Origin of the sequence: Sinorhizobium chiapasense, from assembly GCF_036488675.1 — a bacterium.
GTDB lineage: Bacteria > Pseudomonadota > Alphaproteobacteria > Rhizobiales > Rhizobiaceae > Sinorhizobium > Sinorhizobium chiapasense.
The window spans coordinates 973,208-994,895 of record NZ_CP133152.1 but is presented as its reverse complement, the minus strand read 5'-3'; the positions used below and the strand labels follow the sequence as shown (position 1 = coordinate 994,895).

Sequence of the window (21,688 nt, the reverse complement as noted above, 5' to 3'; positions counted from 1 at the left end):
GAGGGTGAGGAGCATGAGCGTTCGGCGCAGCACCATCATCTTCGCCTGGATCCTGCTTCTTCCCGCCCTGCTCTATGTGTCGGTCATCGTCGCCTATCCGCTGGTGGACACATTCATCCTGTCGTTTACGGATGCATCGCTGAAGAAGACGACCAAGTGGGTCGGCGCGGTCAACTACGACAAGATCTTCAACAGCACTTTCGCGGAAGTAATCATCCGAACCTTCGTTTGGACCTTCTTTTCCGTGTCGATCAAGATGATCATCGGTACCTTCGGCGCCGTCATGCTGAATGCGGCCGTACCGGGACGCGCGCTGTTTCGTGTCCTGACCATGCCGCCCTGGATCGTGCCTATGGCAATCGGCATCTTCATGTGGGGCTGGATGTACAACGGCCAGTTCGGAATGATTTCCGGCATGCTGCAGAACTGGGGCCTTGTCGACGGTCCTGTCGCCTTCCTCGCCCATGGTTCGACAGCCTTCTGGGCAACGATCATCACCGACGTGTGGATCGGCGTGCCGCTGGTGACGCTCTATCTTCTGGCCTCGATCCAGGCAATCCCGCAGGATCTTTACGAGGCCGCATGGACGGACGGGGCCGGCCGCTTCTACCGCTTTCGCCGCATCACGCTCCCGCTTCTTGTTCCGGCGATGATCACCATGTCGATGCTGTCGCTGATCGCCACCTTCAACTCGTTCGACATCATCTGGATCCTGACGCAGGGCGGACCGAACGGTGACACGACGACGATGATCATCGACACCTATCGGACGGCGATCGGCTCTAAGAGATACGGCGAGGGTGCTGCGCGTGCCGTGCTGATCTGCATCTTCCTGTCGATTTTTTGCCTGCTCTACTTCCGCGTCACCCACCGCCTCGCCTCGGGAGAAAGCCGATGAGCCAACCGGCCCTGATCAATCGCTATCGCTGGTACGAGCTGGCCGGTATCTATGCGGGGATCTTTGTCTTCCTGACCTTCATTCTCGCCCCCTTTGTCGAAGGCTTCCTGGTGTCGTTGAAGCCGCTCGGGTTGCTCTTTTCCTCGCCGTACCGCTTCTGGCCGGAGAACGGCTCCTTCGCCGCCTACCGCAGCATGTGGGTGAGCGTGCCGGGCTTTGCACGCTATATTTTCAATTCCTTCTTCATCTCCACGATCGTCACCGTGGTCGTGCTCGCGCTGGTGGTGCCGGCGGCCTACGCCTTCGCACGGTTCAGGTTCCGCGGCAGCGGGCCGCTGCTCGCGGCCTTCCTGGCGGTCAACATGTTTTCCGGCGCGGTGCTGCTCATTCCGCTTTTCCGCCTGATGCGCAGCTTCGGCGTGCTCAATACCTATTTCGCGATGATCGTGCCGGGCGTCGCCTTCCTCATTCCCTCGGCGATCTGGCTCTTGCGTACCTACATGATGCGCATCCCCCGCGAACTGGATGAGGCCGCCTTCGTCGACGGCGCGAGCCATTTCTATACGCTCAGGCGCATCATCCTGCCGATCGCCATGCCTGGCATTACAGTGGTTGCGATCACCACCTTCATCGGGTCCTACGCCCAGCAATTCATCTTCGCGCTGACCTTCAACTCGAAGACCGAATACATGCCGCTGCCGATCGGCCTCTTTGCCTATTTCGGCCGCCAGGAAGTGATCTGGAACGAACTGATGGCGGCGAGTTTCGTCGGCATCGCGCCAGCCGTCATCCTGATCTTTCTGATGCAACGCTATCTCGTCGCCGGCCTTACCGCCGGCGCCGTGAAACAGTAACCGCAACAACGAGCTCATAAGCGAGGGGAACTACCATGACAAAGCATGCCTCATTGATTGCCGGAACTTTCGCGCTTCTCGCCAGTACGGCGCTGCCGGCGCTCGCAGACACCGAGATCAGCTTCATCGCCTGCGGCGACAAGATGCAGCCGGCCCATGCCGACTTCATCAAGAAATGGGAGGAGGCGAACCCGGGTTACAAGATCGCGGCCGAAGTGGTCGGCTGGGGTCAGTGCCAGGACAAGGTGACGACGCTCGCGGCTTCCGGAACGCCGGTTGCGCTTGCCTATGTGGGCTCGCGAACGCTCAAGGAATTCGCCGACAACGAACTGATCGTGCCGATCACGTTCTCGGAAGAAGAAAAGGCCTCCTACTATCCCTACATCATGGACACGGTGACGACCGCCGGCAAGCAATGGGGCATTCCCGTCGCCTTCTCCACGAAGTCGCTCTACTGGAACAAGGACCTCTTCAAGCAGGCCGGCCTCGATCCGGAAAAGCCGCCGCAGACCTGGGCCGAGGAACTCGAATACGCCAAGACCATCAAGGAGAAGACGGGCACCGCCGGCTTCGGCGTGGTCGCCAAGACCTTCGACAACACCATGCACCAGTTCCTGCATTGGGTTTACACCAACAACGGCTCGGTAATCGATGCTGACGGCAACATCACCCTCGACAGCAAGGAGAACCTGGAGGCGCTGACGGCGCTGAAGGATATTGTTCCCTACGCCGAGGAAGGACCGACGTCCTATGAGCAGAACGAGGTCAGGGCGATCTTCCTCGATGGCAAGCTCGGTATGATCCATGCCTCGGTCGGCGCGGTGAACCGTCTCAAGGAAACGAAGATCAACTGGGGAGTAGCACCGCTGCCGCTCGGACCCAGCGCCAAGGGGCAGGGCACGCTTCTGATCACCGACAGCCTTGCCGTTTTCAGCGGGACCGGTGTCGAGGAAAAAGCGATCGAATTCGCCAAATTCCTGACCAATGCTGAAAACCAGCCGATCTACGAAGCACAGGAAGGCCTGACGCCGTTGCGTCCGGGCAAGGCGGTGGACGACATGGTTGCCGCCAACCCCTATTGGAAGCCGTTCATCGACGGCATTTCTTTCGGCGGGCCGGAGCCGCTCTTCACCGACTATAAGGGCTTGCAGAACACGATGATCGAAATGGTCCAGTCGGTCGTCACCGGCAAGGCCGAGCCCGCTGACGCCTTGAAGAAGGCGGCAGGCGACCTTGAACAGTATAAGTAAGCTCGTCGGGACCGCGAACCGCACGGTTCGCGGTCCTTTCTTTACTTAGAGAGAACCGCTTCTCGCCGGTGGCCGGAGACAGATTCTTGGGACAGCTCAATCTCAACAAGGTTCAGAAATTCTACGGTACCTTCGAAGTGCTGAAGAGCGTGCAGCTCGAGGTCAAGAACGGCGAATTCGTAGTCTTTGTCGGTCCATCCGGCTGCGGCAAGTCCACGTTGCTCAGAATGATTGCGGGGCTCGACGAAACGACGGCCGGCGACATCCTCATCAACGGCAAGCGTGTCAACGACCTGCCTCCGGTCAAGCGCGGCATCGCCATGGTCTTCCAGTCCTATGCGCTCTATCCGCACATGAGCGTGTTCGAGAACATCGCCTTTCCGCTGCGCGTGGAAAAGATGCCCGAGGAAAAGCTCAAGGCCAAGGTCGAGCACGCGGCGCGCATTCTCCATCTCGATCAGCGGCTGCAGCAGAAGCCCGGCATGCTCTCGGGCGGACAGCGCCAGCGCGTCGCGATCGGCCGCGCGATCGTCCGCGAGCCGAAGATCTTCCTCTTCGACGAGCCGCTGTCCAACCTTGATGCGGCTTTGCGTGCCGACATGCGCATCGAACTGGCGAAACTGCACCGGCAACTAAAGGCAACGATGATCTACGTCACGCACGACCAAGTCGAAGCGATGACGATGGCGGACCGCATCGTCGTGCTCAACGCCGGAGAGATCGCCCAGACGGGCGCGCCGCTTGAACTCTATCATAAGCCGGCCAACACCTTCGTGGCCGGCTTCATCGGCAACCCGAAGATGAACTTCTTGCCGGCTACCTGCAGGAGCGTCAGCGACGCCGGCGTTGAGGTCGAATACAAGGGTCAGACGGTGATCGTTCCGGTCAAGCCGCGCAGCGGCATGGCCGGTGCGACCTTGACCCTCGGCGTGCGCCCCGAGCACATCCAGCTCGGTTCCGGAGACCTGACGTTGACGGTCACACCCTCGGTCATCGAGCGTCTCGGCGCGCACACGGTTGCCTATGCCGCGCTCGGAGGCGAGGGGGAGAATTATTGCGCCATGCTGCCGGGCACTGTTGCGATCCGGGCGGACGAAGAGGTCAGAACCGGCATCCGTGCCGCTGACTGCCACTTGTTCGACGAAAACGGTACAGCCTTCGAGCGTTGCGTCGAGATGACCGATATCGACATGGCGCTTTTCGATCCAGCAGCCTGATCGGCCGGCGGCACCTTCTCACCTCCGGTTTCGGTCGCGCGGTGGAAGGTTTCTCCTTCCGCGATCGTTGTCGTAGAATACGCACGTCATTCGAGCTCGTGGAACTCACATCAGGAGGCAGGAATGTCCGAAGTAACGGTCAACATGCGTTACATGGTTGATGACGTCGAGGCTGCCATCGAGTGGTACACGAAGCATCTCGGCTTTTCACTTCTCTCCAACCACGCTCCGGCCTTCGCGGACGTCAAGCGGGGAGCGCTGAGGCTGTTGCTCAGTGGCCCCTTGAGCTCTGCGGGACGACCGATGCCTGACGGCGAGCGTCCTGCGCCCGGCGGCTGGAATCGGATCCATCTCATTGTCGATGATCTGGCTGCAGAGGTCGCGCGATTGCGAGCAGCCGGCGCCAAGTTCCGCAACGACATCGTGACCGGACCCGGCGGATCACAGATCCTGTTGATCGACCCGTCCGGCAATTTTGTCGAACTGTTTCAGCCCGCCGGTCGCTGACGGGTGATGGCGAACCAGCGGCCTCAAAAGGGGAGGCCCGTTTGCGGAGCGCCGCAGAAAACGGCGCTCCGCCAGATTTGAGCGACCGGAACTCAGGTCGCTATTTGTTGCCGAGAACTTCAGTGATGGCGCCGACTGCGGCCTTCACGACGATGTCGGCCTCATCGCGCGTCAGGCAGAGCGGCGGGGCAAACCCCAGGATGTCACCCTGCGGCATCGCCCGGCCGAGGACACCGCGCTCCGCCAGCGCTGTCGCCACTCTTGGTCCGACCTTCTGCGCCGGATCGAAGAACTTCCGGTCGTCTTTATCCTCAACGAACTCGATCGCCGCCATCAGGCCGTCCCCGCGCACTTCGCCGACGTGCCGGTGCTCGGAGAGCGCCCTTGCAAGCTCGGATCGGAAATAGGCTCCGGTCGAGCCGGCGTTCTCGACAATGCCGAGTTCGTCGATTAGTTCGAGATTGGCGATGCCGGCCGCAGCGCAGATCGGGTGGGCGGAATAGGTCCAGCCGTGGCCGATCGGGCCGAGTTCGTCCGACCCCTGCACCAGCACCTGCCACATCTTTTCCGAAACGATGCTGCCGGAAAGCGGCGCATAGGCCGACGTCAGGCCCTTGGCGATGGTGACGAGATCGGGCTTGATGCCGTAGTGGTCGGAGCCGAACATTGTGCCAAGGCGGCCGAAGCCCGTCACGACCTCGTCTGCGACGAGCAAGATGTCGTATTTCTCGAGCGCCGCCTGGATCTTCTGCCAATAGCCCTTCGGCGGCGGCACGATGCCGCCTGTACCAAGGATCGGCTCACCGATGAAGGCCGCGACCGTATCCGGCCCTTCGGCGAGAATCATCTCCTCCAGCTTGTCGGCGCAATATTGCGAGAACTGCTCTTCGTTCATCGAGCGGTCCGGCCGGCGGAAATAGTAGGGCGCCTCGGTGTGCAGGATCGGTGCGCGCGGCAAGTCGAAGGCATTATGGAAAAGCTGGAGGCCGGTCAACGAGCCCGTCATCACACCTGAACCGTGATAGCCGCGCCAACGAGAAATGATCTTCTTCTTCTCGGGCCTGCCGAGAATGTTGTTGTAGTACCAGATCAGTTTGATGTTGGTCTCGTTGGCATCCGAACCGGAGAGGCCGAAATAGACGCGGCTCATGCTTTCCGGCGCACGATCGATGATCATCTTGGAGAGCCGGATCGACGCCTCGGTGCCGTGGCCGACATAGGCGTGATAGTAGGCGAGGTTCTTCGCCTGTTCGGCGATCGCCTCGGCAATCTTCTGCCGGCCGTAGCCGACATTGACACAGTAGAGACCAGCGAAGGCATCGAGGCTGCGCTTGCCGGCAATGTCGGTGATGTAAACGCCTTCGCCGCCGCCGATGACCCTCGTCGGGGTTTCGCCGCGCGCATGCATACCCATATGCGTGGACGGATGGAAGAAATGGTCGCGGTCCCAGGCGGTGAGTTCGTTGTTTCTGTTGAGCATGGTCTTTCCTTTCGTCAAATCCGTTCAGGCGGCGGTGTCGATGCAGAGATATTTGAGTTCGGTGAAGGCCTCCATGCCATGACGGGAGCCTTCGCGTGCCAGGCCGGACTGCTTCCAGCCGCCGAAAGGGATCGGCCCGCCGGTGATCTTCACCCGGTTGATTGCTACCATTCCGTATTCGAGAGCCCGGGCGAGCCGCAGTTGGCGAGCGCCGTTTTCGGTGACGACATAGGCCACGAGGCCATATTCGGTGTCGTTCGCTCGGGTGATCACCTCATCCTCTCTGTCGAATACGGTGACGGCGGCCACGGGGCCGAATGTCTCTTCGCGCATGATCAGCGCGTCGTCCGGTACATCGGTGAGCACGGTCGGCTGGAAGAACAGCGGCCCTGCGACGTGCCGCTTGCCGCCGATCGCGAGTTTTGCGCCGCGCTTCAGCGCGTCGGTTACCTGCTCCTCGAGCTTGGCGATGGCGCGCTCATGCATGAGCGGTCCGATGTCGGTTTCCTGTGCGAGCCCCGCGCCGACTTTGAGACGGGAAACGCGTGCAGCGAAAGCCTCGTTGAAGGCTTTGATGATCGGTCGTTCGACATAGATGCGGTTCGCCGCCAGGCAGTCCTGCCCCGAGGTCGCGAATTTTGCGGCGATCGCGATGTCCGCCGCCTTCTCCACATCGGCATCGGCGAACACGATTAGCGGCGCATGGCCGCCCAGTTCCATCACCAGCCGCTTCATCGTCGGAGCGCACTGGCGGGCGATCAGCTTGCCGATCTCGGTCGAGCCGGTGAAGCTCATGGCGCGAACGCGTGGTTCCTCGCACAGGCGGCCGACAATGGTCGCGGCATCACCGGTGACAACGTTGAAGACGCCGGCCGGCAGGCCGGCGCGCTCGCCGAGCCCTGCGAGCGCCAGGGCGGAAAGCGGCGTTTCGGAGGAGGGGTGGGCAACGACGGTGCAGCCGGCGGCAAGTGCCGCGGCCGCCTTTCGGGTGATCATCGCCGAGGGGAAATTCCAGGGCGTGACGATGCCGACTACGCCGAGTGCTTCGCGGCGCACGATCATCTCCGCGCCCGGCAGATGGCTCGTCACGCTTTCGGCGTTGAGCCGCTTGCCTTCCTCGGCATACCATTCGATGAAGGAGGCGGCATAGTCGATTTCGCCGCGGGATTCCGCAAGCGGTTTGCCCTGCTCCAGCGTCATCAGCAGCGCGAGATCCTCCTTGGCGGCAAGCATCAGCTCGTACCATTTGCGCAGAATTGCGGCGCGCGCTTGCGGCAGCGTGCTACGCCATGCCAGGAAAGCCCCGGCAGCGGCATCGACGGCTTCCGAAGTTTGGGTGGCGTCGAGCGAGGCGACCCAGGAAAGCGTCGCGCCGGTTGCGGGGTCTTGCACCTCGAAGGCCTTGCCATCACGCCCGGCAACCCAGCGCCCACCGACATAGGCGAGCTCCCGCAGGAGTTGCCGATCATTCAGGTGGTTCAATGCGTCATGGAAGGTCGTGCGTGCGAAAACAGCAGTCATATCCGATCTCCTCTCTTGTTGCGGCTAGTCTGGACCGCAAGGGGGAGAGAAGTTGTCTATTCCGCCCGCACGCAGCAGAGAGTTGGACCAAATAAGCCGGACTGGACAGCCGGATTGTCTACGGCGCCCGAGGCAGCAGGCTGGTGAGCGGGAGCAGGGTTTCTTCCTTGACCGTCTTGGTGACGATATAGGTGAAATAGCGGTCTATGCCCAATTCGCGATCCAGCAAGCCATCAATGAGCCGCTGGTAGGCGTCGACGTCGGGTGTCATGATTTTCAGAATGTAGTCGACGCCGCCGCCGACCGACCAGCAGGCGACGATTTCGGGGATCGAGGCGATCACGCGTTCGAAGCGTTCGAAATCGGTCTGGCGGTGGTTGCCGAGCGTGATCTCGGTGAGAACACTCGTGACCGGCGTGACTCGGCGCATGGCGAGTCGTGCGTGATAGCCCGTCACTATGCCGGCTTTTTCCAGTTTCCTCAGTCTGAGCCAGCAAGGTGTTGGCGACAGCCCCGCCTTCTCGGCAAGCGCCAGCTTGGTAATTCTTCCATCCTTCTGGATCGCCTCCAGGATGCGCAGATCAATGGCGTCAAGCTTGATCATGCCTTGGAACGCTCTTCGGACAGTTCCGACTTGTCGGCGTAGGCCATCATGCGGTGGAAGCTCATCGAAATGTGGGCCCGCCGAATGTATCCGATCGCCTCCCAGTCGCCGATTTCCGCAGCAGACAGGACGGCCTGCATCTCGTTGCGAAAGGCCGAGTACTCTTCCGCCAATCCCAGCTTCGGCATCATCTTCAGCACGACGCGAACGACCTGATAGTACAGCCGCTCGCTGATCTCCCGCAGCGGCAGGTTTCCTGTGAACGCCCTGATTTCGGTAAAGAACGCCATATTCAGGTGCAGGAAGGCCTTTTGCGTGGGATTTTTCATCTCCTCGTCGCAGCGGGCTATCAGCGCCCTGATCCGTTCCAGATCCTCGGCGCTGCGCGGGATCGGCGAGAGCTTGCCGACGAGAAGCGCAAGCTCCATCCGCAAATGATAGATCTGCACCAATTCGCCGATATCGGGGTCGGTCACGATCGTTCCGACACCATGCACCGATTCCACCAGCCCTTCGGACTCCAGCCTTGCCAGCACACGCCTTACTGGCGTGCGACTGGTAGAAAATTCCTTTGCCAACTCTTCCTCGGACAGGCGGCTGCTCGGCGCGTACTCGAGCATGCAGATACGGTTCCTGAGAGTATGATATATCCGGTCGAACCTCTCTCTGGCCGATACCGGCTGGAAGGCGGCGCTGGTTTCGACGTTGCCGGGCAATTCAGGGTGCAAGGCTATCCTGCTTCCAAGACAGCGTTGAGAAACTGTCTTGTCCTTTCGTTCTTGGGGTTTCCAAAGATTTCCGCAGGAGCGCCCTGTTCGCAAATCTTACCTTGATAGAAGAAGCACACCCGGTCCGAAAACTCCTTGGCGAAACCCATCTGGTGGGTAACCATGAGCATGGTCAAGTCGTGCTCGCGGCCGATCTTCCTTATAACCTGCAGCACTTCGCCCACAAGTTCCGGGTCGAGCGCCGACGTCACTTCGTCGAACAGCATGATCTTCGGCCGCATTGCAAGTGCCCGCGCGATCGCCACGCGCTGCTGCTGACCGCCCGACAGCTGCGACGGGTAGTGATCCTTCTTGGCGGACAGGCCGACCATGTCCAACAGCTCTGCCGCGCGTTCCTCGGCCTCCGAGCGCTTCATTCCGAGCACGGTTATCGGAGCTTCGATGCAGTTTCCTATCGCCGTCATGTGGGGGAACAGGTTGAAGGACTGGAATACCATGCCGATTTTCGCGCGGATCCGGCGCATGTGCTTGGTGGTCGCGGGCACAAGCTTGCCGTTTTGCATCATATGCGTCATGGGCTCTCCGTCGACCCAGAGGACACCGTCATTGATGGCTTCCAGCGTCATGAGCATGCGCAGCACGGTGGTCTTTCCGGAGCCCGAGGGACCGATGATCGACACCTTTTCCCCACGGCCGATATCGAGGTTGAGATTGTCGAGAACGGTGAGTGCGCCGTATCGTTTTGAAACGTTCTCGAAGCGTACCATTGGCATGTCGTTCATCTTTTATCTCCGCTGCAACCACGATTCGAGCATCCGGACCATGCCCGCTGAAACGAGACTCATAACCAGGAAGAACACCCCAACGAGCGTCACGGGCTCGGTATAGCGGAAGGTCTCGGATCCGATGTTCTTTGCGGTCTGCATGAGTTCGAGGACCGCAATGGCCGAGAGCAGGGGCGTCTCCTTGAACAACGCTATCAGATAGTTTCCGAGCGCTGGAACGATCGGAGGCAGGGCCTGAGGCAGGATTATATCCTTGAAAGTGTTCCATGGAGACAGATTGAGAGCGATCGATGCCTCCCATTGGCCCCTCGGAACGTTCTCGAATCCGGCCCGGTAAACCTCGGAGCAATAGGCGGCGTAGTGAATGCCTATGGCTGCCACGCCCGCCGTAAACGCGTCCAGCACGATCCCTGCCTTCGGCAAGACGAAGTAAAGGAAGAATATCTGGATGAGCAGGGGCGTCGACCGGATCAGTTCCACCAACACTGTGACCACGACGCCGGCGGCCGGAAAAGCCAGCCTGATGGAGGCGAGCACAAGCCCGAGTGTCGCCGCTATGGCGAAACCGAGAGCGGTCGCTTCGATCGTCATGATCGCCGCCCGAGCGAGGACCGGCAGAATCTCGAATGTGAATGTCCAATCCCACATCAGGCGACCCTTCCGCGTGTCAGTCCCTTCGACGCACGCTGCTCAAGCAGGCGCATGGCAATGGTGACGGTTAGAGAAATGGCCAGATAGATCAGCAGCACGAGGGTAAACACGGGTACCGTCTTCAGTGTTGTCTGGTTCATTTGCTGGGCTTTGAAGGTAAGGTCCGCCAGCGTAATCAGGGAAACCAGCGAGGTAGACTTCACGAGTTCGATAAAAAGGTTGCCCCAGGGAGGGATCATGGCCGTAAAGGCCTGAGGCAGGATGATCCGACGCAGCATTTGTGCCTTCGACATGTTGAGCGCGATCGAAGCCTCCCACTGCCCGCGGGCCACGGAGAGGATGGCACCTCGGACCACCTCCGCTCCATAGGCTCCTATGTTCAGGCCGAGCGCCAGAACCGCCACCAGGAAGGCGTCAAGGAAGACGCCGAATTGCGGCAGGACGAAATAGAGCCAAAAGAGCTGCACCAACGCGGAAGTTCCGCGGAAGATCTCAATGTAGGTTGTCGAAAGCCACCTTATCGGCAGCGGGCTGTAGAGCTTTGCGAGCGCTGCTATCAGGGCCATGAACACAGCGAGCACGGCTCCCAGAAGCGTTATCTCCACCGTCAGCACGGCGCCTTCGAAGAGGCCCGGCATGAAGAGCCGGTATTCAGGGTTGGCCGAAAGCAGGGCAATCAGCAACAAGGTTGCCGCGAGCATCGCGGCGAGCATACGAATCCACATCTGGGTCCCTCATGAACGCAGGGATTGGAAGTGCGGCGCTTTCGCGCCGCCGGCCAGAAGGCGTTACTCGCCTGCGCAAAGCTGCGCGGTCGTCTTGTTCGGCAGATAGTCCTTGCCAAAGCCCAGCGGTTCGACGAGGGCGATATGTTCCGGGGTGCCGAGGAAGGCGGCGAGTTCCTTGTTGAAGGCGTCGACGAGATCCTTGTCCTCCTTGCGGAAGCCGAAACCGCCGTGCCCCTTGACCGATTTTCCGGCAACTTCGCCGAAGGGCACCGTCGACTCCACTCCTTCCGCTTTCTTGGCCATGTCGGCGATCGACAGAGCGGTCAGGGCTGCCGCATCCGCGCGGCCGGCCTGAACAGCGGCGACGAGGCTGGACTGATCCGGGAGCGAGACGACCTGCTCCGCGGAGACGCCGGCATCCTTCGCGTAGCCGCTTTCCACGGCACCCGCCATCACGGCGAGCTTCAGGTCCTTGTTGGACGCGAAGGTGGAATAGTCCTTGACGGCCTTGGGGTTGCCCTCCGCAACCAGCATGGCCTGCCCGATGCCATAAGAGGGCTCGGAGAAGGCGATCTCGGCGCAGCGCTTGGGATTGATGAACATGCCCGCCGCGATGATGTCGAAGCGACCCGCCTTCAAGCCGGGAATGAGCGAGCCGAATTCGGTGAGGACGCCGTCGACTTCCGCAATGCCCATTTTCTTGAGCACGGCCTTGGCGACTTCCGGAGCCTCGCCCGTGAGCTTTCCGTCCGGAGTGGCGAATCCGAACGGCGCCTCATTGGCAAACCCGATGCGAATATAGCCGGCGGCCTTTGCTTTCTCGAGGGTCGATTCTGCATGGGCGTAGCCGCAGAAGGATACGGCGGCGACGGTGAGGGCTGCGGCCCTCAGTGCATTCCTGCGGGAAATGAGAGATCTGAACATGGGTTCCCCTTTTTTTGAAGATGGTGTTCGCCTCGGACGGCATGAATGCCTCGCGAGAGAATAGAAGTATACATCTGACTCTCGTTTTGGCAAGGCGGCCTGCAAAAATCTCAAATTTGCGGAGATCCTGTTGCGTGCTGCCAAAAATGATGTACACATCTATGGCGTCATACACGGTGGAGGAGATGTCGTGAACAGGTCGGCTGTTTTTACGGCGGCGGAGTATTCCCGCCGGATCCGTGACGTGAAGAAACGCATGGAGCGGGCGGGCTTCGACCTCATCATCTGTCAGGATCCTGCGAATATGGGCTGGCTCACCGGGTACGACGGCTGGTCGTTCTATGTGCCGCAATGTGTTCTCGTGCACCTGGACGAGGAACGGCCCATCTGGTTCGGTCGGGCGCAAGACGAAAAGAGCGCCCTTCTGACGACAGGCTTGCCTCAAGGCAACGTCGTGCCGTTTTCGGAGCATCTGGTGCAGAACCCGGAAGGCCACCCCTTCGACGAGCTTGCCGAACTCGTGCGCGCCCGTGGTTGGGGGACGGCGCGCGTCGGTGTGGAGATGGATGCGCACTACTACACGGCGCGGTGTCACGCCCATCTCGTCAAGGGTCTCCCGGATGCCAGCTTTTCCAACAACGGCGACCTGGTCAATTGGGCGCGCCTGATCAAATCCGAGCCCGAGCTGGCCTTGATGCGTGAGGCCGGCGCCATCTGCTCACATGCGATGGAACGAGCCATAGCGAAGATGAGCCCCGGGGTGCCGCAGAACGAGGTCATCGCCGAGCTCTATCATGCGCAGATCATGGGCGTGGACGGCCTGGGTGGCGACTATGCCGCGATCTGCCCGCTGATGCCCGTCGGCGAAGGCACTGCTACGCCGCATCTGACCTGGACCGAGGATCCTCTGCCGCAGTCCGGCCTCGCGATACTTGAAATTGCCGGCGTAAGGCGGCGTTACCATGCGGCGCTTACCCGCACGGTGCACTTTGGTCGGCCGCCGAAGACCTACGTCGATATCGCCAAGGCAATTGTCGACGGTGTGGACGCCGGTCTCGAAAAGGCGCGTTCCGGCAACACCGCCGAGGAGGTCGAAGCCGCATGGCAGGCAGTTCTGCGCAGCCGGGGACTGAAGAAGGAAAGCCGCGTCGGTTATCCGATCGGTCTGGCCTATCCGCCGGACTGGGGCGAGCGCACGGTCAGTCTCCGGCCGGGCGACCGGACCGAGTTACGGCCGGGCATGTGCTTTCACATGATGGCGGGTGTCTGGCTTGGCGATTTTGGCCTCGCGATATCCGAGTCCTTCGTCGTTACGGACAAGGGTGGGGAGAAGCTTTGCACGTCACCCCGGGAACTGATCGTCGTCGAATAGACGCCCGTTGATATCCATTCGAAGCGCCGCCGACTGAGGGCGGAGACAAGAGAGAGACCATGGACGGTAATCCCTTTACCGATGGCGAAATCGCGCGCCGTCTTGATGCTGTACGAGCTGGGCTCGTCGATCGTGGACTCGACGCTGCGGTTTTCGCGTCGCCGGAAAACGTCTTTTATCTGACGGGCCTCGACCATTGGGGCTACTTTGCGCCGCATCTTCTCATCGTTCCGCTCCAGGGCAAACCGACGCTCGTCACCCGTGCGATGGAGCGGGTGACGATCGAAAATCATGTCCGTGCGGCGGACTTCCGCGGTCACAGCGACAGCGAAACGGCGGCCGACCTTGCGTCGCGCATTCTCAATGATCAGGGTTTTGCCGGAAAGCGGCTCGGGCTCGAGCAATGGACGTCCGGGCTGAGTCATGGGCTTGCACGGCGGCTCGAGTCGCTGGTGTCCGCCGAGTGGAACGATGTCTCCAACCTGGTGGATCACCTGAGATTGGTGAAGAGCGCCGAGGAGCAAGTGCTCATGCGGCGGGCCGCTGCAGTCACCGACGCGGCGGCCAGCGCCGCCATCGAGATGATCGCCGACGGTGCACGCGAGCGCGACGTTGCTGCCGAGTGCATCGCGGCGATGACCCGCGCGGGAGGTCATGTGCCGGGCTTCGGCCCCTTCATCCGTCCGGCGTCCCGGCTTGGCGAAGAGCACACGACGTGGGGATCCGGAAGCTATCGCCAGGGGGAACCGGTTTTCATCGAGCTTTCCGGGTGCATCTCGCGTTATCACGCACCCCTGGGGCGTCTGATCCGGCTTGGAGGCATCAGCGACGCCGATGCGCGCATGGCCGAAGTGACGGCGGCCGCCTTTAATGCCGTCGTCGGGGCGCTGAGGCCCAGCGCGCGCGCCCGTGATGTCTACGCCGCCTGGCAGGCTGTCGTCGATGATGCGGGTCTTTCCCATTACCGCCGCCATCACTGCGGCTATTGCGTGGGCGTCGGCCAGCCTCCGTCGTGGACCGGGGGAAATACGGTGACCGGTCTTCGGCACGATTCCGATCTCGAGATCCGCACCGGGATGAGCTTCCACATCCTTTCCTGGCTTATGGGGACCGGCAAGGGGGACGATTTCGTCTCCAATACCGTGTTGCTAACGGAGGCCGGACCCGAGGTGCTGACGCGCACGCCGCTCGGCCCGATCGTTCGATAGGACTTTGCCATGAGCCGCTATTCGGTCTTCTCGCTGCTGCGCCACGCAGCCACAGGCAACAGGGGATGGCAACGCGCCTGGCGCGCAGCCAGTCCAAAGGCCTCCTATGACGTCGTCATCATCGGCGGCGGCGGACACGGCCTCGCAACCGCCTTCTATCTCGCCGAGAACCACGGCATCCGCAACGTTGCGGTACTTGAGAAGGGCTATATCGGCGGCGGCAATGTCGGTCGGAATACCACGGTCATCCGGTCGAACTACCTGCTCGACGGCAATACGCAGTTCTACGAGTTCTCGATGAAGCTCTGGGAGGGTATGTCGACCGCGCTCAACTTCAACGTTATGTTCTCGCAGCGCGGCCAGCTCGTGACGGCACATTCGGCCGATCAGCTCGATACGTTCACCCACCGCGCCAATGTCATGCGCTCGAACGGCATCGATGCGGAGATCCTCGACCGGGAGGCCGTGCGCAAGCTTGTGCCCTATCTCGACTTCTCCGACACAGCCCGGTTTCCGATCCACGGTGCGATCTTCCAGGGGCGAGCCGGCACGGCCCGCCACGACGCGGTGGCATGGGGCTATGCGCGCGCAGCGAGCGGCCACGGCGTCGACATCATCGAGGGCTGCGAAGTGACCGACTTTGTCCGGCAGGGCGATCGGATCATCGGCGTTGAAACCACGCGGGGCCGTATCGGAGCCGGCCGGATCGGTCTCGCGGTGGCCGGTCACACCTCCGTCCTTGCCCAGAAGGCCGGGTTGGAACTCCCGATCGAGAGCCATTTGCTTCAGGCTTTCGTGACGGAGCCAGTCAAGCCGTTGGTCGACCATGTCGTCGCCTACGGCGCGGACCACTTCTATCTCAGCCAATCGGACAAGGGCGGCCTTGTCTTTGGCGGCAACCTCGATGGCTACAACTCCTACGCCCAGCGCGGCAACACCGGCGTGCTGCGCGAGGTCTGCGAGGCCGCGATTGCGCTGATGCCGAACATCTCGCGCCTGCGCCTGCTGCGCCATTGGGGCGGGATCATGGACATGACGCCGGACGCAAGCCCGATCATCTCGCTGACGCCTGTCGATGGCCTCTATCTGAACGGCGGCTGGTGCTACGGCGGGTTCAAGGCGACCCCCGCATCCGGCTGGTGCTTCGCCGAGATGCTGGCGACCGGCGAGACACCCGCCCTTATCCGCGGTTACGGGCTGGGGCGCTTCCGCAGCGGGCACATGATCGATGAAGCGGGCGCCGGCCCCTTCGCCTGGCTTCAATAGGAGAGCGAGATGCTTCGTATCGACTGCCCCTGCTGCGGCGTGCGTGACCACAGTGAATTCCGTTACGGCGGCGATGCCACCGCCGAGCGGCCCGCTCACGACAATCCGGATCTCGATGCCTGGTACCGCTATGTATACGTGCGGGCCAATCCCAAGGGGCTGCATCGCGAATTTTGGCAGCACGTTCTCGGCTGCCGCCAATGGCTCGTCGTCGAGCGCGACACTGTCACGCATTCGATCCATTCGGTCAGTTTTTCAAGAAGGCAACGGGCATGACACCCACCGAAAAGCGCCTTGCGTCAGGCGGATATCTGGACCGCTCGCAAGTCCTCAAGTTTATGTTCGATGGCCGTCAGTATGCGGGATTGAAGGGAGACACGCTCGCTTCCGCCCTGCTCGCGAGCGGGGTCTCGCTGGTCGGCAGGAGTTTCAAGTATCATCGTCCCCGCGGCATTCTCTCCGCCGGCGTTGAGGAGCCGAACGCGCTGGTGACGGTTGGCACGGGCGCGCGCCGGGAGACGAACCTGCCGGCCACGATGCTTGAACTGACAACCGGTCTGGAAGCGGCAAGCCAGAACAACTGGCCGTCATTGCGTTTCGATGTCCAGAGCATCAACAGCCTGTTCAGTCCGCTCCTTCCCCCGGGGTTCTACTACAAGACCTTCATGGGACCGAGCCGCCGGGCCTGGATGTTCTATGAGCACTTTATCCGCAAGGCTGCGGGTCTCGGCAAAGCGACAATGATGCCGGACCCAGATGTGTACGACTCCCGTGACGATTTCACGGACGTGGCGGTCGTCGGCAGTGGGGCGGCCGGACTTTCCGCCGCCCGGGCCGCCGCGCAAGCCGGAGCGCGCGTGCTGCTGATCGAGCAGGACTTCGAAATCGGCGGGCGCCTGCTTTCCGAGCCTGCCGGAGCGGCATGGCTGCACGCGATACGGACAGAGCTTGAGGACATGCGGAACGTGCGCATCATGCGACGGACGACCGCTTTCGGACTCTACGACGGGAATACGCTCGCGCTGATCGAGGATGCAGATCCGTTCGCGGGGCGCGGCATGGATTCGGCGCGGAAAACCTTCACGCTGCTGCGCGCACAGAGCATCGTCTTCGCGACCGGCGCGGTCGAGCGGCCGATGGTCTTTTCGAACAATGACCGGCCCGGCGTCATGCTGAACTCGGCGATCAGGGCCTATATCAATCGCTACGCGGTTCTGCCGGGCAGGAATGTCGTAATCGCGACCGCCGACGACAGCGCCTATCTCACCGCTTTCGATCTCCTCGCCCACGGGGCACGGGTCACGATCGCCGACGCAAGGCCGCTCGCGGAGCCGACGCTGCTGGCGAAGGCGAAGCAAATGGGCGCCGAGGTCCATCTCGGAACGAATGTGGCGGGCGTGAAAGGCAAATATGCGGTACAGGGCGTCGTGCTTGCCGGAAAGGCAGGCAAGACCAGCGTCACCTGCGATCTGGTCGGCATGTCCGCCGGCTGGTCTCCGGTGCTGCATTTGACGTCGCACCAGGGAGTGAAGCCTGTCTACCGGCCGGACATCGATGCTTTTGTTCCGGGGCAGCTCCCTGAAACCCAGTTCGTCGCCGGTGCGGCGACCGGAAGCTTGAGCATCTCGGCGGCGGTCGCCGAGGGTGCGAGCGCCGGCCGCGCGGCGGCCGCCGTCGCTGGAAAGGTGGGGACGGTAGCCGAAGCGCGCGCGTTGGAGATCGAGGAAAACGCCGGTCCGACGACCGTCTACAAGCCGATCTTTGGTCAGCGAAAGGCATTCGTCGATTTCCAGATGGACGTGACGCTTGACGATATCCAACTGGCCCAGCGGGAAGGCTACGAGTCGGTCGAACATCTCAAGCGCTATACGACGCTGGGGATGGGAACGGACCAGGGTAAGACCAGCAATATCAACGCCTTGAAGGTGATGGCCAAGCTGCGCGGGATATCGATCCCGGAGGCCGGAACGACCACGTTCCGGCCGCCCTACACGCCGGTGACGATCGGGGCGGTTGCCGGACGTGCGACGGGTCACCATTTCCGTCCCTACCGCCTCACGCCCATCCACGACTGGCACACGGCAAACGGCGCGCAAATGCTCGAAGTCGGGCTCTGGATGCGGCCGTGGTTCTTCGAGGCCTCCGGCAAGGACGTGAATGCGGCATACGTCAACGAAATGCGGCACGTGCGGTCCGCGGCGGGGATCATGGATATCTCGACGCTCGGCAAGATCGACATCCAGGGACCGGACGCGGCCGCCTTTCTCGACCGGGTCTATGCCAATGGCTTCGCCAGCCTCAAGGTCGGGCGGGCGCGTTACGGCGTCATGCTGCGCGACGACGGCATCGTCTTCGATGACGGAACGACGACGCGCCTGGAGCAAAACCGCTTCTTCATGACGACGTCGACGGCCAAGGCCGCGGACGTGCTTTCCTGGCTGGAATTCCTTCTGGATACGGCGTGGCCGGATCTGCGTGTCTCCGTTTCGTCGGTCAGCGACGAATGGGCGGGCATGTCAGTCGCAGGGCCCGAGAGTGGCGAGATACTCGCGGCCGCTTTCCCGGATATCGATTTCTCCAACGAGGCGCTGCCGCACATGGGGCTGGCCGAGGGAACGTTCAAGGATAGTCCGCTTAGGATCGTACGCCTCAGCTATTCGGGTGAGCGCGCCTACGAGATCTATGTCGGGGCCTCGAATGGCGAGAACGCCTGGCGACACCTCGTCGATGTCGGCGCACCCTACGGCTTGAAACCCTACGGCGTGGAGGCGCTCGGTGCGCTGCGCGTCGAAAAAGGCCACGTGGCCGGCCCCGAAATCGACGGCAGAACGACTTTCTCGGACCTCGGCATGGGACGGATGGTCGCCAAGCGAAGCGGCTATGTCGGAGAGGCGCTCAGCCGTCGGGAGGCTTTTCAGGCGGCAAACCGCCAGCGACTGGTCGGCCTGAAATGCGTCGAACCCGGCAAACGGCTTCGCGGCGGGGCGCTTCTGTTCGCGCCCGGCGAGCCACTCGAAGGCCACGGCCACGGCCGCATGACGTCGATCACCTACAGTCCGGAACTCGACTGCTACGTCGGCCTCGGCCTCCTCGCCGCAAACTTCGAGGGCGACGAGGTGATTGCTTCCTATCCCATGAAAAATGAAGTCGTGCGGGCGCGCGTCGTTTCGCCTGTCTTCCTCGATCCCGCCGGAGAACGCATGCATGGTTGAGATGTCATCCGCCAAGGCCATGGTGCTGAAGCAACTGCCATGCCCGCTCATTCAATGTGATGCATGGGAGGGCACACTCGCTGCGTTCGAACCGGCGCTTGCCCGTCAGTTCGGTGGTGCCCTGCCGACGCAGGTCGGCGGGATTGCTGAGCGCGACGGCATGAAGGTCGTCCGTGCGGGACCACGCCGCTTCTGGATCTTCCCGGCGGAGCGCGCGTCGGCGATTGCTTCCGGCATTCCGCCCGAATTGGGCTGCAGGCTCGACCTCAGCGAAGGGCGGATACGCATCGAGGTGACCACGCCGGATCTGCGCGATGTCGTCTCCAAGTGTCTGGCGATCGACTGGGAACGCACGCTCGGCGTTGCGACCTTTTCCTCGCTGCACCGTATCCCGGTCATGTTCACGCGTTCCTCGGAGCACGATGGCGCATTCGTCGTACCGCGAAGCTTCGCCAGAAGCATCTCTGAATGGCTGGAGGTATGTCGGTGATGGAACTCGACACTTTCCTGGCTGCCCGCCAAAGGATCGCCGGCCGGGTGCTGCGCACGCCGCTTGTCCTTTCCGCGGCGCTGTCCGAGCGCTGCGGCGTGCCTGTCGGCCTGAAGCTCGAACACCACCAGACCACCGGCAGCTTCAAGCTGCGCGGCGCTACAAACGCCGTCCTGTCGCTCAGCCCTGAGCAGCGGGCCCGCGGCGTCGTGGCAGCTTCGACGGGCAATCACGGCCGGGCGCTCGCCCATGCGGCCAAAGCCGAAGGATCTAGCGCGACGATCTGCATGTCGCGGCTGGTGCCGGAGAACAAGGTCTCGGAGATCCGACGCCTCGGCGCGAATGTGAGGATCGTCGGCCGGTCGCAGGACGAGGCCCAGCAGGAGGTCGACCGACTGGTCAGCGAGGAAGGCCTGGTGATGGTGCCGCCGTTTGACCATCCGGCAATTGTTGCCGGACAGGGCACGTTGGGGCTCGAGATTGTCGAGGACATGCCGGAGGTGTCGATGGTACTGGCGCCGCTGTCGGGCGGCGGGCTCGCGGCGGGTGTCGCCGCCGCGGTCAAAGCATGCCGGCCAGAGGCACGCGTGATCGGGCTGACGATGGAGCGCGGTGCGGCGATGAAGGCAAGCCTCGACGCCGGCCGCCCCGTGCAAGTCGAGGAAGAGGCAAGCCTTGCGGACTCGCTCGGCGGGGGGATCGGACTCGACAACCGAGTGACGTTCGCCATGTGCCGCGATCTCCTCGACGAGGTCGTGCTGCTTTCCGAAGACGAGATCGCCGCCGGCATTCGTCACGCCTATGAGCAGGAACGCGAGATCGTCGAGGGGGCAGGGGCGGTCGGCTTCGCGGCGCTCTTGGCGGGCAAGATCAGAAACATTGGCGGACCCATCGCGCTGATCCTATCGGGACGCAACATCGACATGGGGCTGCATCTGCGCGTGATAAACGGCGAAACGGATCCCCTTCGGGAGGTTAGAACATGAGGCAAATGAAGATTCTCACAGAGGCCGATCTGAGGGCGGTCGTATCGCTCGACCTCGAGGCGGTCGATTGCGTCGAGGGCGCGTTCCATGCCTTGGCCACGAACGCCGTGGCGATGCCGCCCATCCTGCGGCTGGACATTCCGGAGTACCGCGGCGAGGTCGACGTCAAGACCGCCTACGTTCCCGGCATCGAGGGCTTTGCAATCAAGATCAGCCCTGGCTTCTTCGACAATCCGAAGATCGGGTTGCCGAGCACCAACGGAATGATGGTGCTTCTGTCGAGCCGCACCGGACTCGTGGAGGCGCTGCTGCTCGACAACGGCTACCTGACGGATGTTCGTACGGCCGCCGCCGGAGCGGTTGCGGCCAAATATCTCGCCCGGCAGGATGCGAGCCTTGCCGCGGTTTTGGGTGCCGGGATGCAGGCGAAGCTGCAGCTTCAGGCACTTGCGCTGGTGCGGCCCATCCGCGAAGCGCGCATCTGGGCGCGAGATCATTCGAGGGCCAAGGCCGCCGCGGAGGAACTCACCGCAAAGCTCGGGATCCCTGTGACCGCCATTTCAGACGCCGAGGCGGCTGTTTCGGGCGCACACGTCATCATCACGACGACGCCGTCCTCCACGCCCATACTGAAGGCGGAATGGCTCGAGAAGGGACAGCACGTTACGGCGATGGGATCGGACGCCGAGCACAAGAACGAGATCGAGCCCGCCGTCATCGGCCGCGCGGATCTGTATGTGGCCGACAGCCTCGCGCAAACACGCAGGCTGGGCGAACTGCATCACGCCATCGAGGCAGGCGTTGTCGAGGCAGGACGTGACTTCCCGGAGCTTGGGCAGATCATTGCCGGGCAGAGGCAGGGACGCGCTGATGCCGATCATATCACCATCGCGGATCTCACCGGCACGGGCATTCAGGATACGGCGATCGCCACTCTCGCCTTTGCGCGGGCCAGGGCGGCGGATGCCGGGACCACGTTTGAAAGCTAGGGCCGGAGGAGGAAAAGA

At 62.2% G+C, this 21,688-nt stretch carries 21 protein-coding genes; 13 read left to right on the top strand and 8 right to left on the bottom strand.

Annotated features, from left to right (window positions below; genetic code table 11):
• Positions 1-13: 13 nt before the first annotated feature.
• From RB548_RS29290 to RB548_RS29270, 5 genes are all read left to right on the top strand, one after another.
• The gene (locus RB548_RS29290; protein WP_331375901.1) at positions 14-898 is read left to right on the top strand and encodes a carbohydrate ABC transporter permease; all 885 of its coding nucleotides are present in this window, start codon (positions 14-16) and stop codon (positions 896-898) included.
• A complete protein-coding gene (locus RB548_RS29285) occupies positions 895-1,752 on the top strand; it encodes a carbohydrate ABC transporter permease (RefSeq protein ID WP_331375900.1) in 858 nt (285 codons plus the stop codon). Before RB548_RS29290 ends, RB548_RS29285 begins: the two co-directional genes overlap by 4 nt.
• Before the next feature lie 35 nt (positions 1,753-1,787).
• The gene (locus tag RB548_RS29280; RefSeq protein WP_331375899.1) at positions 1,788-3,002 is read left to right on the top strand and encodes an ABC transporter substrate-binding protein; all 1,215 of its coding nucleotides are present in this window, start codon (positions 1,788-1,790) and stop codon (positions 3,000-3,002) included.
• Positions 3,003-3,088: 86 nt separating this feature from the next.
• Positions 3,089-4,219 (top strand): ABC transporter ATP-binding protein, encoded by a 1,131-nt coding sequence (locus tag RB548_RS29275; RefSeq protein ID WP_331375898.1) that lies wholly within the window; start codon positions 3,089-3,091, stop codon positions 4,217-4,219.
• Between the two features lie 123 nt (positions 4,220-4,342).
• Positions 4,343-4,726, top strand: a complete 384-nt coding sequence (locus tag RB548_RS29270; protein WP_331375897.1) for a VOC family protein — start codon at positions 4,343-4,345, stop codon at positions 4,724-4,726.
• A gap of 100 nt (positions 4,727-4,826) precedes the next feature.
• On the opposite strand, the gene RB548_RS29265 is transcribed toward RB548_RS29270, so the two are convergent.
• The 8 genes from RB548_RS29265 to ehuB form a co-directional block, all read right to left on the bottom strand.
• Complete coding sequence (locus RB548_RS29265; protein ID WP_331375896.1) at positions 4,827-6,206, bottom strand: aspartate aminotransferase family protein; 1,380 nt, start codon at positions 6,204-6,206, stop codon at positions 4,827-4,829.
• 24 nt (positions 6,207-6,230) lie between these two features.
• On the bottom strand, positions 6,231-7,727 hold the full coding sequence (locus RB548_RS29260; RefSeq protein WP_331375895.1) for an NAD-dependent succinate-semialdehyde dehydrogenase: 1,497 nt from the start codon (positions 7,725-7,727) through the stop codon (positions 6,231-6,233).
• Between the two features lie 118 nt (positions 7,728-7,845).
• On the bottom strand, positions 7,846-8,328 hold the full coding sequence (locus RB548_RS29255) for an Lrp/AsnC family transcriptional regulator (RefSeq protein ID WP_331377143.1): 483 nt from the start codon (positions 8,326-8,328) through the stop codon (positions 7,846-7,848).
• The gene (locus tag RB548_RS29250) at positions 8,328-8,951 is read right to left on the bottom strand and encodes a GntR family transcriptional regulator (protein ID WP_408642467.1); all 624 of its coding nucleotides are present in this window, start codon (positions 8,949-8,951) and stop codon (positions 8,328-8,330) included. Before RB548_RS29250 ends, RB548_RS29255 begins: the two co-directional genes overlap by 1 nt.
• A 110-nt stretch (positions 8,952-9,061) precedes the next feature.
• Complete coding sequence (gene ehuA / locus RB548_RS29245; RefSeq protein WP_331375894.1) at positions 9,062-9,841, bottom strand: ectoine/hydroxyectoine ABC transporter ATP-binding protein EhuA; 780 nt, start codon at positions 9,839-9,841, stop codon at positions 9,062-9,064.
• 3 nt (positions 9,842-9,844) lie between these two features.
• The gene (gene ehuD, locus RB548_RS29240) at positions 9,845-10,495 is read right to left on the bottom strand and encodes an ectoine/hydroxyectoine ABC transporter permease subunit EhuD (RefSeq protein ID WP_331377139.1); all 651 of its coding nucleotides are present in this window, start codon (positions 10,493-10,495) and stop codon (positions 9,845-9,847) included.
• Entirely contained in the window at positions 10,492-11,133 is a 642-nt protein-coding gene (ehuC, locus tag RB548_RS29235; protein WP_408642503.1) for an ectoine/hydroxyectoine ABC transporter permease subunit EhuC, read from the bottom strand. Before ehuC ends, ehuD begins: the two co-directional genes overlap by 4 nt.
• Positions 11,134-11,283: 150 nt before the next feature.
• On the bottom strand, positions 11,284-12,147 hold the full coding sequence (gene ehuB, locus RB548_RS29230) for an ectoine/hydroxyectoine ABC transporter substrate-binding protein EhuB (RefSeq protein ID WP_331375892.1): 864 nt from the start codon (positions 12,145-12,147) through the stop codon (positions 11,284-11,286).
• A 190-nt stretch (positions 12,148-12,337) separates the two neighbouring features.
• On the opposite strand from ehuB, the gene RB548_RS29225 reads away from it, so the two are divergent.
• The 8 genes from RB548_RS29225 to eutC are packed head-to-tail and all read left to right on the top strand — an operon-like array spanning position 12,338 to position 21,670.
• Positions 12,338-13,519 (top strand): M24 family metallopeptidase, encoded by a 1,182-nt coding sequence (locus RB548_RS29225; RefSeq protein WP_331375891.1) that lies wholly within the window; start codon positions 12,338-12,340, stop codon positions 13,517-13,519.
• 59 nt (positions 13,520-13,578) lie between these two features.
• Positions 13,579-14,727, top strand: coding sequence for a M24 family metallopeptidase (locus tag RB548_RS29220; RefSeq protein WP_331375890.1), 1,149 nt, complete (start codon positions 13,579-13,581; stop codon positions 14,725-14,727).
• A gap of 9 nt (positions 14,728-14,736) precedes the next feature.
• Positions 14,737-15,993: a sarcosine oxidase subunit beta family protein gene (locus RB548_RS29215; RefSeq protein WP_331375889.1), complete on the top strand. Its 1,257-nt coding sequence runs from the start codon at positions 14,737-14,739 to the stop codon at positions 15,991-15,993.
• 9 nt (positions 15,994-16,002) lie between these two features.
• Entirely contained in the window at positions 16,003-16,269 is a 267-nt protein-coding gene (locus RB548_RS29210) for a sarcosine oxidase subunit delta (protein ID WP_331375888.1), read from the top strand.
• The gene (locus RB548_RS29205; RefSeq protein WP_331375887.1) at positions 16,266-19,205 is read left to right on the top strand and encodes a sarcosine oxidase subunit alpha family protein; all 2,940 of its coding nucleotides are present in this window, start codon (positions 16,266-16,268) and stop codon (positions 19,203-19,205) included. Before RB548_RS29210 ends, RB548_RS29205 begins: the two co-directional genes overlap by 4 nt.
• Complete coding sequence (locus RB548_RS29200) at positions 19,198-19,695, top strand: hypothetical protein (RefSeq protein ID WP_331375886.1); 498 nt, start codon at positions 19,198-19,200, stop codon at positions 19,693-19,695. Before RB548_RS29205 ends, RB548_RS29200 begins: the two co-directional genes overlap by 8 nt.
• Positions 19,674-20,681: a hydroxyectoine utilization dehydratase EutB gene (gene eutB / locus RB548_RS29195; RefSeq protein ID WP_408642466.1), complete on the top strand. Its 1,008-nt coding sequence runs from the start codon at positions 19,674-19,676 to the stop codon at positions 20,679-20,681. Before RB548_RS29200 ends, eutB begins: the two co-directional genes overlap by 22 nt.
• Positions 20,678-21,670 (top strand): ectoine utilization protein EutC, encoded by a 993-nt coding sequence (eutC, locus tag RB548_RS29190; RefSeq protein WP_331375885.1) that lies wholly within the window; start codon positions 20,678-20,680, stop codon positions 21,668-21,670. The genes eutB and eutC overlap by 4 nt, the downstream gene beginning before the upstream one ends.
• Positions 21,671-21,688: the final 18 nt, after the last annotated feature.

Coding starts and splice junctions, on each gene's coding strand:
- RB548_RS29290 (WP_331375901.1), top strand. CDS start 14: ATGAGCGTTCGGCGCAGCACCATCATCTTCGCCTGGATCCTGCTTCTT.
- RB548_RS29285 (WP_331375900.1), top strand. CDS start 895: ATGAGCCAACCGGCCCTGATCAATCGCTATCGCTGGTACGAGCTGGCC.
- RB548_RS29280 (WP_331375899.1), top strand. CDS start 1,788: ATGACAAAGCATGCCTCATTGATTGCCGGAACTTTCGCGCTTCTCGCC.
- RB548_RS29270 (WP_331375897.1), top strand. CDS start 4,343: ATGTCCGAAGTAACGGTCAACATGCGTTACATGGTTGATGACGTCGAG.
- RB548_RS29265 (WP_331375896.1), bottom strand. CDS start 6,206: ATGCTCAACAGAAACAACGAACTCACCGCCTGGGACCGCGACCATTTC.
- RB548_RS29260 (WP_331375895.1), bottom strand. CDS start 7,727: ATGACTGCTGTTTTCGCACGCACGACCTTCCATGACGCATTGAACCAC.
- RB548_RS29250 (WP_408642467.1), bottom strand. CDS start 8,951: ATGCTCGAGTACGCGCCGAGCAGCCGCCTGTCCGAGGAAGAGTTGGCA.
- ehuA (WP_331375894.1), bottom strand. CDS start 9,841: ATGAACGACATGCCAATGGTACGCTTCGAGAACGTTTCAAAACGATAC.
- ehuC (WP_408642503.1), bottom strand. CDS start 11,133: ATGCCGGGCCTCTTCGAAGGCGCCGTGCTGACGGTGGAGATAACGCTT.
- ehuB (WP_331375892.1), bottom strand. CDS start 12,147: ATGTTCAGATCTCTCATTTCCCGCAGGAATGCACTGAGGGCCGCAGCC.
- RB548_RS29220 (WP_331375890.1), top strand. CDS start 13,579: ATGGACGGTAATCCCTTTACCGATGGCGAAATCGCGCGCCGTCTTGAT.
- RB548_RS29215 (WP_331375889.1), top strand. CDS start 14,737: ATGAGCCGCTATTCGGTCTTCTCGCTGCTGCGCCACGCAGCCACAGGC.
- RB548_RS29210 (WP_331375888.1), top strand. CDS start 16,003: ATGCTTCGTATCGACTGCCCCTGCTGCGGCGTGCGTGACCACAGTGAA.
- RB548_RS29205 (WP_331375887.1), top strand. CDS start 16,266: ATGACACCCACCGAAAAGCGCCTTGCGTCAGGCGGATATCTGGACCGC.
- RB548_RS29200 (WP_331375886.1), top strand. CDS start 19,198: ATGGTTGAGATGTCATCCGCCAAGGCCATGGTGCTGAAGCAACTGCCA.
- eutB (WP_408642466.1), top strand. CDS start 19,674: ATGGCTGGAGGTATGTCGGTGATGGAACTCGACACTTTCCTGGCTGCC.
- eutC (WP_331375885.1), top strand. CDS start 20,678: ATGAGGCAAATGAAGATTCTCACAGAGGCCGATCTGAGGGCGGTCGTA.